Annotated in this window: 10 protein-coding genes; 3 read left to right on the top strand and 7 right to left on the bottom strand. The window is 56.2% G+C overall.

Annotated features, from left to right (window positions below):
• Nucleotides 1–34: 34 nt before the first annotated feature.
• From OGV93_RS15765 to pepA, 3 genes are all read right to left on the bottom strand, one after another.
• On the bottom strand, nt 35–2,890 hold the full coding sequence (locus OGV93_RS15765; protein WP_016151504.1) for a valine--tRNA ligase: 2,856 nt from the start codon (nt 2,888–2,890) through the stop codon (nt 35–37).
• Nucleotides 2,890–3,333: a DNA polymerase III subunit chi gene (gene holC, locus OGV93_RS15760; RefSeq protein WP_016151505.1), complete on the bottom strand. Its 444-nt coding sequence runs from the start codon at nt 3,331–3,333 to the stop codon at nt 2,890–2,892. The genes OGV93_RS15765 and holC overlap by 1 nt, the downstream gene beginning before the upstream one ends.
• A 110-nt stretch (nt 3,334–3,443) precedes the next feature.
• A complete protein-coding gene (gene pepA, locus OGV93_RS15755; RefSeq protein WP_003025870.1) occupies nt 3,444–4,955 on the bottom strand; it encodes a leucyl aminopeptidase in 1,512 nt (503 codons plus the stop codon).
• 153 nt (nt 4,956–5,108) lie between these two features.
• Between pepA and OGV93_RS15750 the strand changes: the two genes are divergently transcribed.
• From OGV93_RS15750 to lptG, 3 genes are all read left to right on the top strand, one after another.
• Entirely contained in the window at nt 5,109–5,159 is a 51-nt protein-coding gene (locus OGV93_RS15750; protein WP_212723231.1) for a hypothetical protein, read from the top strand.
• Between the two features lie 62 nt (nt 5,160–5,221).
• Nucleotides 5,222–6,322: an LPS export ABC transporter permease LptF gene (lptF, locus tag OGV93_RS15745; RefSeq protein ID WP_016151506.1), complete on the top strand. Its 1,101-nt coding sequence runs from the start codon at nt 5,222–5,224 to the stop codon at nt 6,320–6,322.
• Nucleotides 6,322–7,404: an LPS export ABC transporter permease LptG gene (gene lptG, locus OGV93_RS15740; RefSeq protein WP_008786067.1), complete on the top strand. Its 1,083-nt coding sequence runs from the start codon at nt 6,322–6,324 to the stop codon at nt 7,402–7,404. Before lptF ends, lptG begins: the two co-directional genes overlap by 1 nt.
• Nucleotides 7,405–7,443: 39 nt before the next feature.
• Here the strand turns inward: lptG and OGV93_RS15735 are convergent, their stop codons facing one another.
• The 4 genes from OGV93_RS15735 to idnO all read right to left on the bottom strand — a co-directional run bounded on the left by OGV93_RS15735 (nt 7,444) and on the right by idnO (nt 12,348).
• Nucleotides 7,444–8,946 (bottom strand): helicase HerA-like C-terminal domain-containing protein, encoded by a 1,503-nt coding sequence (locus OGV93_RS15735; RefSeq protein WP_016151507.1) that lies wholly within the window; start codon nt 8,944–8,946, stop codon nt 7,444–7,446.
• A gap of 79 nt (nt 8,947–9,025) precedes the next feature.
• Nucleotides 9,026–10,024 (bottom strand): DNA-binding transcriptional regulator IdnR, encoded by a 999-nt coding sequence (gene idnR, locus OGV93_RS15730; RefSeq protein WP_287109742.1) that lies wholly within the window; start codon nt 10,022–10,024, stop codon nt 9,026–9,028.
• A 52-nt stretch (nt 10,025–10,076) separates the two neighbouring features.
• Nucleotides 10,077–11,396 (bottom strand): gnt-II system L-idonate transporter, encoded by a 1,320-nt coding sequence (gene idnT, locus OGV93_RS15725; protein WP_016155581.1) that lies wholly within the window; start codon nt 11,394–11,396, stop codon nt 10,077–10,079.
• Nucleotides 11,397–11,583: 187 nt separating this feature from the next.
• Nucleotides 11,584–12,348: a gluconate 5-dehydrogenase gene (gene idnO, locus OGV93_RS15720; protein ID WP_016151510.1), complete on the bottom strand. Its 765-nt coding sequence runs from the start codon at nt 12,346–12,348 to the stop codon at nt 11,584–11,586.
• Between the last annotated feature and the right edge of the window lies 1 nt (nt 12,349).

Genomic DNA, 12,349 nt, shown 5'->3' with positions numbered 1-12,349 from the left:
CCGGCCTTTAATACGTGTATAACGTCAACGGCAATTACAGCGCGGCGATGACCGCCTGCTGCTCAATCAGCTTCGCTTTCGCTTCCGCATAACCGTCCAGCTTCTCACGCTCTTTGGCGATAACTGCTTCCGGTGCGCGAGCAACGAAACCTTCGTTGGAAAGTTTGCCTTCGATACGGGCAATCTCACCTTCGATTTTCGCCACTTCTTTCGCCAGACGCGCCAGCTCATCTTCTTTATTGATGAGGCCAGCCATCGGGATCAGCAGCTCGGCGCCGTCGATGATTTTGGTCACGGAGACTGGACCTTTGTCATCGGCTGGCAGTACGGTGATGCTTTCCAGACGCGCCAGGTTCAGCAGGAAGCTGCGGTTATCGTTCACACGGCGCATCGCATCAGCGCTGCAACCGCGCAGCAGCAGTTCGAGCGGTTTACCTGGGGCGATGTTCATTTCCGCACGGATGTTACGTACGGCAACGATCGCCTGCTTCAGCCATTCGGTATCAGCCAGTGCGGCTTCATCAACCTGTGCGGCGTTATATTCCGGGAACGGCTGCAGCATGATGGTGTCGGCGGTAATACCGGAAATCACCTTCACGCGCTGCCAGATGGTCTCGGTGATGAACGGGATGATCGGATGCGCCAGGCGCAGCAGACCTTCCAGAACGGTGACCAGCGTATTGCGGGTGCCGCGCAGTTCAGACTCGGAACCGCCGTTCATTACCGGCTTGGTCAGCTCCAGATACCAGTCGCAGAACTGGTTCCAGGTGAATTCGTACAGAATGCCCGCGGCGATGTCGAAGCGGAAGTTGTCCAGCGCTTCGCGGTACGCTTTGATGGTCTGGTTGAATTCAGCAAGGATCCAGCGATCCGCCAGCGACAGGGTCATTTCGCCGCCGTTGAAGCCGCAATCCTGGTCTTCGGTGTTCATCAGCACAAAGCGGCTGGCGTTCCACAGCTTGTTACAGAAGTTACGGTAACCTTCCAGACGCTTCATATCCCAGTTGATGTCGCGACCGGTAGAGGCCAGCGCCGCCAGGGTGAAGCGCAGTGCGTCGGTGCCGTGCGGCTCGATGCCGTCCGGGAACTGCTTCTCGGTACGCTTGGCTATCTTCTCGGCCAGCTGCGGCTGCATCATGTTGCCGGTACGTTTCTCCAGCAGTTCTGCCAGGGAGATACCGTCGACCATATCCAGCGGGTCAATGACGTTGCCCTTGGATTTGGACATCTTCTGGCCTTCGTCGTCGCGGATCAGACCGGTCATGTAGACGGTCTTAAACGGCACCTGCGGCTTGCCGTTTTCATCTTTGATGAAGTGCATGGTCATCATGATCATGCGGGCAATCCAGAAGAAGATGATGTCGAAACCGGAAACCATCACGCTGGTTGGGTGGAACTGACGCAGCGCGTCGGTGTTTTCCGGCCAGCCCAGGGTAGAGAAGGTCCACAGTGCGGAGGAGAACCAGGTATCGAGTACGTCTTCGTCCTGGCGAAGCTGAACGTCGGCACCGAGGTTGTTTTCCTGACGCACTTCGTCTTCTGTACGGCCAACGTAGACGTTGCCGTCGTTGTCATACCATGCCGGGATACGGTGACCCCACCACAGCTGACGGGAAATACACCAGTCCTGAATATCGCGCATCCAGGAGAAGTACATGTTTTCGTATTGCTTCGGTACGAACTGAATGTCGCCGTTTTCAACCGCTTCAACCGCCGGTTTCGCCAGCACGTCGGCACGGACGTACCACTGGTCGGTCAGCATCGGTTCAATAACCACGCCGCCACGGTCGCCGTAAGGTACGGTCAGGTCGTGCGGTTTAATTTCTTCCAGCAGGCCCAGCGCATCAACGGCGGCAACCACCGCTTTACGCGCGGCAAAGCGCTCCAGCTTCTGGAACTCAGCCGGGATTTCATTGGAATAAACGTCGGACTCTTCGCCTTTGGTGTCGTACACTTCCGCGGTTTCACGGATGTCGCCGTCAAAGGTCAGAATATTGATCATCGGCAGGCCGTGACGTTTCCCGACTTCGTAGTCGTTAAAGTCGTGCGCCGGGGTGATCTTCACGCAGCCGGTGCCTTTTTCCATATCAGCGTGTTCATCGCCGACGATGGGAATGCGGCGGTTAACCAGCGGCAGAACAACAAACTTGCCAATCAGATCTTTATAACGCGGATCTTCCGGGTTGACGGCCACGCCGGTATCGCCCAGTACGGTTTCCGGACGGGTGGTGGCGACGACCAGGTAATCTTTACCATCAGCGGTTTTCGCGCCGTCGGCCAGCGGATAGCGGATGTGCCACATTGAGCCTTTCGACTCGCGGTTTTCCACTTCCAGGTCGGAAATCGCGGTGCGCAGTTTCGGGTCCCAGTTCACCAGGCGCTTGCCACGATAAATCAGGTCTTCTTTGTACAGGCGAACGAAGACTTCTTTCACGGCATTGGAAAGACCTTCGTCCATGGTGAAGCGCTCGCGCTCCCAGTCAACGGAGTTGCCGAGACGGCGCATCTGGCGGGTGATGGTGCCGCCGGATTCCGCTTTCCACTGCCAGATTTTGTCGATAAACGCTTCGCGACCGTAGTCGTGGCGGGTTTTACCTTCTTCAGCGGCAATCTTACGTTCAACCACCATCTGGGTTGCGATACCCGCGTGATCGGTACCGGCCTGCCACAGGGTGTTTTTACCCTGCATGCGCTGGTAGCGGATCATGGTATCCATGATGGTTTGCTGGAAAGCATGACCCATATGCAAACTGCCGGTGACGTTCGGCGGCGGGATCATGATGCAGAAGGACTCTTTGCTTTCATCGCCGTTAGGTTTGAAATAGCCCTGCTTTTCCCAGTGCTCGTAAAGCGGCTGTTCGATATCTTGTGGGTTGTATGTCTTTTCCATTATTTCCAGGTTGCCGTATTCAGGTTAAAACCAGCCACGCGGTAAGCTTTGTAGCGATCGCGTGCCGATTGTTTCAAAGAATCTTCGTAAGGAACGAAGTCTATCACTTCTGTGAAAGCGGTGGCAAAATCTGCAAAGCCAACGCGCAAACTGATAAGCAGGTCGCGCGGGCTGCTGTTGCGTTTCTCCGGCCAGGCAATCTCTACCGGTGCGCCGCCTCTGGGGCCTTCACCTGCCAGATTATGCGGAACAAAGCTTTCTGCCGGTCTTGCCCACAGGGCTTCATCCAGTCGAAGAGCCTGCTTTTCGTTTTCGCAGGCGATCAGCACGCGCTTGCCAGCACGCCAACGTTCTGCGGCAATTTCACACACCAACTGCTCGACGGCGCTCAAGCCATCGTGTTGCGTGTCATTGTCCAGAAGATAGAAAGTTGCGTTTCTCATATATGGGGCTTCTTCTGGTGAATTTAAATGCGTTGCCATGATGCACAACCGTAGGCCGGATGGCGTTGCGCTTATCCGGCCTACGGGTCTTATTGCTTGTGCTTACCGCCTTACTCTTCGCCGTTAAAACCGGCACGATTGAGCAGGAACTGCGACAGCAGCGCCACCGGACGACCGGTTGCGCCTTTGGCTTTCCCTGAACGCCATGCGGTACCGGCGATATCGAGGTGAGCCCAGTTGTACTTACGGGTAAAGCGTGACAGGAAGCAGCCCGCGGTAATGGCGCCGCCAGGACGTCCGCCGATGTTCGCCATATCCGCAAAGTTGGACTCTAGCTGCTCCTGGTATTCATCGCCCAGCGGCAAACGCCACGCGCGGTCGCCAGCCTGTTCGGATGCACCGATCAGCTCATGCGCCAGCGGGTTGTGGTTCGACATCAGGCCAGTGATGTGATGGCCCAGCGCAATCACGCACGCGCCTGTCAGGGTTGCGACGTCAATCACCGCTTCTGGCTCAAAGCGCTCGACGTAGGTTAATACGTCGCACAGGACCAGACGGCCTTCGGCATCGGTATTGAGAACTTCAACGGTCTGACCAGACATGGTGGTCAGCACGTCGCCTGGGCGATACGCGCGGCCACCCGGCATATTTTCGCAGCCTGCCAGCACGCCGACGACGTTGATTGGCAGTTGAAGCTCGGCCACCATGCGCATCACGCCATATACCGCTGCCGCGCCGCACATGTCGTATTTCATCTCATCCATGCCTTCGGCAGGTTTGATGGAGATACCGCCGGAGTCAAAGGTTAACCCTTTACCGACCAGCACGATCGGACGCGCGTCTTCGGATGGATTGCCTTTGTACTCGATGACCGACATCAGCGACTCATTCTGCGAGCCGTGACCGACGGCCAGATAAGAGTGCATGCCCAGCTCTTTCATCTGCTGCTCGCCGATCACGCGGGTTACAACATTTTTGCTGTAGCTGTCTGCCAGTTGGCGCGCCTGAGAGGCGAGGTAGGCGGCGTTACAGATGTTCGGCGGCATGTTGCCGAGATCTTTTGCTGCTTTAATGCCGGCGGCGATCGCCAGGCCGTGCTGGATCGCACGCTCACCGCTGGTCAGTTCCCGGCGGGTCGGTACGTTGAAGACCATTTTACGCAGCGGACGACGCGGCTCGCTTTTGTTGGTCTTCAGTTGATCAAAGCTGTACAGCGTTTCCTGTGCTGTCTCAACGGCCTGACGCACTTTCCAGTAGTTATTGCGCCCTTTGACGTGCAGCTCAGTCAGGAAGCAGACGGCTTCCATTGAGCCAGTATCATTCAGCGTATTGATGGTTTTCTGAATGACCTGCTTGTACTGGCGCTCATCAAGCTCGCGCTCTTTGCCACAACCAATGAGGAGAATTCGCTCAGACAGAACGTTAGGAACATGGTGCAGCAACAGGGTTTGACCTGGTTTGCCTTCCAGTTCGCCACGACGCAGCAGTGCGCTGATGTACCCGTCGCTGATCTTGTCGAGCTGCTCTGCAATCGGAGAGAGACGGCGTGGTTCAAAGACACCCACGACGATGCACGCACTCCGCTGTTTCTCCGGGCTACCGCTTTTTACACTGAACTCCATGCACTACGCTCCTGAATCTTAAAGACAACGGCGGTGGCTACGGATAGAATTGCAAGCTTTCGTAACTCATACCCGCTGTTGCGGTGACTTCGTGTTAATCTTAACGTTATTACGGCATTGGCACGTCAGAACAATTTCTGAGAGGTGGATCCGTTGAGTATAATGATCTTAGCGACGATTTCGACGACTCAAGAGAATAAATGACGTTTAAGCCATGAAACAAGCTAAATTCCGGCAAAAGACGGGTTTTTACGGGCGTATTTAAAGTGATAATCATAAGATATCTGGTTCGGGAAACGCTCAAAAGCCAACTTGCGATCCTATTCATCCTGCTTTTGATCTTCTTTTGTCAAAAGTTAGTCAGGATCCTTGGTGCGGCGGTTGACGGTGATATCCCGGCGAATCTGGTGCTCTCGCTGCTGGGGCTGGGCGTGCCAGAAATGGCGCAACTTATCTTGCCATTAAGCCTGTTCCTCGGGCTGCTGATGACGCTGGGCAAACTGTATACCGAAAGTGAAATTACGGTCATGCACGCCTGCGGGCTGAGCAAGGCTGTCTTAGTAAAAGCGGCGATGGTGCTGGCGCTGTTTACCAGTATTATTGCGGCGGTCAACGTGATGTGGGCCGGACCGTGGTCCTCCAGACATCAGGACGAAGTCCTGGCGGAGGCGAAAGCGAACCCCGGTATGGCGGCGCTTGCTCAGGGGCAATTCCAGCAGGCCACTAACGGCGGTTCGGTGCTGTTTATTGAAAGCGTTGACGGCAGTAACTTCAACGATGTGTTCCTCGCGCAAATCCGCCCGAAAGGTAACGCCCGTCCTTCGGTGGTGGTAGCGGACTCCGGTCATCTTACTCAATTGCGCGATGGCTCTCAGGTCGTGACGCTGAACCAGGGGACGCGTTTTGAAGGGACCGCGCTGCTGCGCGATTTCCGCATTACCGACTTCCAGAATTATCAGGCGATTATCGGTCATCAGGCCGTGGCGCTGGATCCAAACGATACCGACCAGATGACCATGCGTACGCTATGGACGACCGACACCGATCGCGCCCGTGCGGAGCTGACCTGGCGTATCACGTTAGTATTCACCGTATTTATGATGGCGCTGATGGTTGTACCGCTGAGCGTGGTGAACCCGCGTCAGGGTCGCGTACTGTCCATGCTGCCAGCAATGCTGCTTTATTTGCTGTTCTTCCTGGTTCAGACATCGCTGAAGTCGAATGGCGGCAAAGGCAAGCTGGATCCGGTGTTCTGGATGTGGACGGTTAACCTGGCGTATCTGGCGCTGGCGATTGTGCTTAACCTCTGGGATACGGTGCCGATGCGCCGCTTACGTGCCCGTTTTATGCGTAAAGGAGCGGTATAATGCAGCCTTTTGGTGTACTTGACCGCTATATCGGTAAAACCATTTTCACCACCATCATGATGACGTTGTTCATGCTGGTGTCGCTCTCCGGGATCATCAAGTTTGTCGACCAGCTGAAAAAAGCCGGGCAGGGGAGCTACGATGCGATGGGCGCCGGGCTGTATACCCTGCTCAGCGCGCCGAAAGATATCCAGATCTTCTTCCCGATGGCGGCGCTGCTGGGTGCTTTGCTGGGGCTGGGCATGCTGGCGCAGCGCAGTGAACTGGTGGTCATGCAGGCTTCTGGCTTTACCCGTATGCAGGTGGCGTTGTCGGTGATGAAAACCGCGATTCCGCTGGTGTTGCTGACGATGGCCATCGGCGAATGGGTGGCGCCGCAGGGCGAACAGATGGCGCGTAACTACCGTGCGCAGCAGATGTACGGCGGTTCGCTGCTCTCGACCCAGCAAGGTTTGTGGGCGAAAGATGGCGACAGCTTTGTCTACATTGAGCGGGTGAAAGGTGACGCCGAGTTAGGCGGAATTAGCATCTACTCCTTTAACGACAAGCGCCGTTTGCAGTCCGTCCGTTATGCCGCAAGCGCGACGTTTGACCCGGAGCAGAAGGTCTGGCGTTTGTCGCAGGTGGATGAATCCAACCTGACCGATCCGAAGCAAATCACCGGCTCGCAGACGGTGAGCGGCACCTGGAAAACCAACCTTACACCCGACAAGCTCGGCGTCGTGGCGTTGGATCCTGATGCGCTCTCGATTAGTGGTCTGCATAACTACGTGAAGTACCTGAAGTCGAGCGGCCAGGACGCTGGACGCTACCAGCTCAATATGTGGAGCAAAGTCTTCCAGCCGCTGTCTGTAGCGGTAATGATGCTGATGGCGCTGTCGTTTATCTTTGGTCCGCTGCGTAGCGTCCCGATGGGCGTGCGCGTGGTGACAGGGATTAGCTTCGGCTTTGTGTTCTATGTGCTGGACCAAATCTTTGGCCCGCTGACGCTGGTGTACGGCATTCCGCCGATTATCGGCGCGTTGCTGCCAAGCGCCAGCTTCTTCCTGATAAGCCTGTGGCTGATGCTGCGTAAGTCCTGATATTCGCCCCTCCCGCTGTGCGGGAGGGGCGCCTTCCTGCTAGCGTTTTCTCCCGCCCATCAAACTCCCCAACATGCCGCGGATTATCTGATTGGTGACCTGTCGCGCCGCGCTTTTCGCCACGCTTTGTACCACGCCATCGCGCTTGCCGCCGCGAGGTCCGGTGCTGCCAAACAGAATATCCTTCAATCCACCGAGAATACCGCCGTCCACATCGATCGCTTTACCGTTGGCGGGAGGTGTATTTTGCTGCTCGGTGCTGGCCTGCACGCCTTGCTGTAAACGCTCATAGGCGGACTCGCGGTCGATCTGTTCTTCATATTTACCGTACAGCGAGGAGTGATTAATCAGCCCGTTACGCTCGTCATCCGTCACTGGTCCCATCCGCGAGCACGGCGCAATCACCATCGCCCGTTCAACCACCGAAGGGCTGCCTTTGGCGTCCAGAAACGACACCAGCGCCTCGCCGGTTCCCAGTTCCTGAATGGCTTTTTCGGTATCAAATGCCGGGTTGGCGCGCATGGTTTGCGCGGCGGTTTTCACCGCTTTCTGATCCTTCGGTGTGAACGCGCGCAGGGCGTGCTGCACGCGGTTCCCCAACTGACCGAGCACGTTGTCTGGAATATCTGACGGGTTTTGCGAGACGAACCACACGCCGACCCCTTTCGAGCGGATCAGGCGGATCACCTGTTCGATTTTATCCAGCAGCACCTGCGGAGCGTCGTTGAACAGCAGGTGAGCTTCATCGAAGAAGAACACCAGTTTTGGCTTCTCCAGATCGCCTGCTTCCGGCAGCTGTTCGTACAGTTCGGAGAGCATCCACAGCAGGCTGGCGGCGTACAGTTTGGGCATCTGGTAGAGCTTCTCTGCGCTGAGGATGTTGATCATCCCTTTGCCGCTGGCGTCAGTTCGCATCCAGTCTTTGATGTCCAGCATCGGTTCGCCAAAGAAGTGCGCCGCCCCCTGTTGCTCCAGCGACAGCAGTCCACGCTGGATTGCCCCGACCGAGGCGCTGCTGATATTGCCATATTGATTCTGGAAGGATTTGGCGTTATCGCCGATGTACTGGGTAATGGCTCGCAGGTCTTTGAAATCGAGCAGCAGCAGACCCTGGTCATCGGCAATGCGGAAGATAATATCCAGCACGCCGGACTGTACGTCGTTGAGGTTCAGCAAACGGGCCAGCAGCAGCGGGCCGAGGTCAGATACCGTGGCCCGCACGGGGTGACCTTTTTCGCCGAAGATATCCCACACCGTGACCGGATTAGCATGCGGTTGCCAGTCGGTAATGCCGATATTTTTCAGGCGGGCGAGCAGCTTTTCAGAGGCCTGCCCTTCCTCGGCCACGCCGGTTAAGTCGCCTTTCACATCGGCCATAAATACCGGTACGCCAATTTCAGACAGCGATTCGGCCAGCTTCTGTAGCGTGACGGTTTTACCGGTCCCGGTAGCGCCGGTAATCAGTCCGTGACGGTTGGCCATGCCTGGCAGTAAAAACAGTTCGGTGTCCGGCGTGCGGGCAATTAGCAGGGGTGCGCTCATTGAGATTTCCTCCATTTATCTTGCCTGGAGTATAGGCAATGTCCATCAAAGAGAGTATGCGATGGCCAGAGAAAATGACTTAAAGCGTATTGCCGTGATAAATCTGGTACCCCAAATCCACGGTGTTGTGGTTATGGTCGTTGTTCTTGATTTTGCTCAGCAACATCTGCGCTGCCATGCGGCCAATGTCAAAACGCGGGGTGATCACGCTGGCGAGGCTTGGGATCATCTGCCTGCCCATTTCCAGCCCGTGAAAACCGGCAATCGAGATCTGTTCCGGAACGGCCAGATCGCGCTCGCGGCACAGCAGCAGCGCGCCCATCGCAATATCGTCGTTGGTGCAAAAAACGCCGTCTAAATTCGGATGCGCGGCGAGCGCGTCCCGCATCATCTGGGTGCCGAGATGGATGGACGAAATAGAACGCGGATTGACGCGCAGCGGCACCAGATCCCGGCGCGTCATGGCATCGCAATAGCCGCGATAGCGCTGTTCATCGCGGACGTCGTCTTTCGAACCGAGATAGAGGATTTTGCGCCGCTGGCGTTTATCCAGCATGGTGCTGACCATATCAAACGCCGCCTGACGGTTATCGAAGCCTACTTCCATGTCCAGACGATCGCCCTGAATATCCATCAGCTCCACCACCGGAATGTTGGCTGAACGCAGAAACTTCACCGTGCGCAGGGTGTGATATTTCTCGGACAGGATAATGCCGTCGATATTATACGACAGCAGGTTGATCACCGACTCTTCCTCGGATTCCCGGTCGTAATTGTAGTTGGCGATCAGCGTCTGATAGTTATGGTCCGAGGTGACCGACTCAATGCCGGCCAGAATGTCAGCGAACAGCTGGTTTTGAAACGAGGGGATCAGCACACCAAGCGTATAGCTTTGCGCATTCAGCAGCATCGCGGGCGCGCGGTTGGGGATGTAATTAATCTCCTCCATAATCTGCGCGATGCGTTCGCCGGTTTCTTTTGCGACCTTTTTTGGCGAGCGAATGTAGCGGCTCACCGTCATTTTGGTCACGCCCGCCAGCGTGGCGATGTCTTGCAAAGAAATTCTGTGGTTCCTCATTTTCTCTCCAGTGCCGGGGAGCGCGGATCTGTGCTCCCCGGTGATGACCGTCTTAATGCAGAATGGCGTTCAGCGCCAGAACCCCCAGCAGCCCCATAATGGAAATCAGCGTCTCCATTACCGTCCAGGTACGCAACGTTTCCCCGACGCTGAGATTAAAATAGCCTTTAAACAGCCAGAATCCCGGATCGTTAACGTGGGAGGCAATCACGCTGCCCGCGCCGGTAGCCAGCACCATCAGCGCCGGGTCGGCGTGGGTGACGTTAATAATCGGCAGTACCACGCCTGCGGTGGTGATCGCCGCCACGGTGGCTGAACCGAGCGCGATACGCAGCAAGGCGGCGACCGTCCAGCACATCAGCAACGGAGAAAGCGACGTGCCGGTCATCAGGTGCGAGATATATTGCCCGACGCCGCTGTCGACCAGAACCTGCTTAAACGCGCCGCCCCCGGCGATGATAAACACAATCATCGCAATCGCACCGATAGAGTCGCCAATGATATCCATAATTTGCTCGATCGTACGTCCGTTACGTCGACCAAGGGTAAAAATGGCGAGCACGATAGCGATAAACAACGCGACGGCAGGGTTACCGATAAACTCAAAGAACACCCGTACGCTGTTGGTTTTCGGCAGCGTGATTTCGCACACTGCGGCGACCGCCATCAGTATCACCGGGATTACTGCGGCAAAGATACTATTCCAGAATGACGGCATCTCTTCTTCGGTGAACAGATGCGGGTTGAATAACCCTTCCGGCGGCGCTTTCTCAAAGCGGGTCAGCAACTTAGAAAACAGCGGCCCGGCAACAATCACCGTCGGGATAGTAATAATAAAGCCGTACAGCAGGGTGGTGCCGAGATTAGCCTCGAAAATGGTGGCAATCGCGGTCGGCCCCGGATGCGGCGGCAGAAAACAGTGGGTCACGGACAGCGCAGCTACCATCGGGACGCCAACATATAGCAGCGGCAGGCCGGAAGAGGCCACCACCGTAAACACCAGCGGCAGCAGCAGAACAAAGCCGACTTCGAAAAACATCGCCAGACCCACCACCAGACCGGTGATCACCAGCGCCCACTGCACGCGTTTCTTACCAAACGTGCCAATCAGCGTGGTGGCGATGCGCTGAGCCGCGCCGGTATCGGAAATCAGCTTACCGAGCATTGCGCCGAAGCCAAGGATCATCGCCAGACCGCCGAGCGTCCCGCCGATCCCATTTTGTATTGAGTGCAAAACGGCCTGGGCATCCATCCCTTCGGCAAAACCGACGACCGCCGCCACCAGGACCAGAGCAATAAAGCCGTTAACTTTAAAACCAATCATCAGGACCAGGAGCAGCGCGACGCCTGCCGCAATTATTATTAATGGCATAATCGTTTCTCTTATATCCCCGTCATACTTCAAGTTGCAGGTGTGTTGGCTGCGCTCACTCACCCGAATCACTTACTCAAGTAAGCTCATCGGGTTCATTCACTTGCCGCCATCCTGCAACTCGAATTATTTAGGGGTGGCCAAAAATGCAGCGCCTGGGCGCTGCGTGATGTTGCGTTGTGTTGTATCAGACGGCGACCAGCATGCCGCCATCGACAAACAACAGGTGCCCGTTAACAAAATCGGATGCTTTGGAAGAGAGGAAGACCGCCGCGCCAATCAGCTCCTGCGGATCGCCCCAGCGCGCGGCTGGCGTACGTTTGCACAGCCAGGCGGTGAAGGCTTCATCCTCGACCAGCGCTTTGGTCATCTCGGTTTTGAAGTAGCCCGGTGCGATACCGTTGACTTGGATATTGTGGCGCGCCAGCTCAACGCACATACCGCGGGTGAGCATTTTCACCGCGCCTTTCGAGGCGGCGTACGGCGTGATGGTGTCGCGGCCCAGCTCGCTTTGCATGGAGCAGATGTTGATGACCTTCCCGGCCTGACGTTCCACCATGCGACGCGTTACTGCCTGCGAGACCAGGAACACCGCCGTCTGGTTAACGGCAATCACATCGTTCCAGTCCTGCTCCGGGAACTCGGTAAACGGATGGCGGCGCTGAATACCGGCGTTGTTCACCAGTACATCGATTGGGCCAATGTCTTTTTCGATATGGTCGATGGCGGCATCAATGTCCTGTTTCTGCGTAACATTGAACGGTGCGGCAACGGCGCGGATCCCTTCCTGTTGCAGTTTGGCGACGGCGGCCTCCGCGCGCTCCGGCGTAATATCATTGACGATAATCTGCGCGCCATATTTACCCAGCCCGGTCGCCAGTAAATAACCAATACCCTGGGCCGAACCGGTGATCAGAATATTTTTTCCATCCAGTGAAAAAAGATCGTTCATT

The organism is Citrobacter sp. Cb031 (assembly GCF_030336725.1).
Taxonomy (GTDB): Bacteria; Pseudomonadota; Gammaproteobacteria; order Enterobacterales; family Enterobacteriaceae; genus Citrobacter; species Citrobacter braakii.
The sequence above is the reverse complement of the archived record's forward strand: the minus strand, read 5'-3'. Positions and strand labels throughout refer to the sequence as shown.

Excerpts from the sequence above, each read along its gene's own strand:
- OGV93_RS15765 (WP_016151504.1), bottom strand. The coding sequence starts at position 2,890 with ATGGAAAAGACATACAACCCACAAGATATCGAACAGCCGCTTTACGAG.
- holC (WP_016151505.1), bottom strand. The coding sequence starts at position 3,333 with ATGAGAAACGCAACTTTCTATCTTCTGGACAATGACACGCAACACGAT.
- pepA (WP_003025870.1), bottom strand. The coding sequence starts at position 4,955 with ATGGAGTTCAGTGTAAAAAGCGGTAGCCCGGAGAAACAGCGGAGTGCG.
- lptG (WP_008786067.1), top strand. The coding sequence starts at position 6,322 with ATGCAGCCTTTTGGTGTACTTGACCGCTATATCGGTAAAACCATTTTC.
- OGV93_RS15735 (WP_016151507.1), bottom strand. The coding sequence starts at position 8,946 with ATGAGCGCACCCCTGCTAATTGCCCGCACGCCGGACACCGAACTGTTT.
- idnR (WP_287109742.1), bottom strand. The coding sequence starts at position 10,024 with ATGAGGAACCACAGAATTTCTTTGCAAGACATCGCCACGCTGGCGGGC.
- idnT (WP_016155581.1), bottom strand. The coding sequence starts at position 11,396 with ATGCCATTAATAATAATTGCGGCAGGCGTCGCGCTGCTCCTGGTCCTG.
- idnO (WP_016151510.1), bottom strand. The coding sequence starts at position 12,348 with ATGAACGATCTTTTTTCACTGGATGGAAAAAATATTCTGATCACCGGT.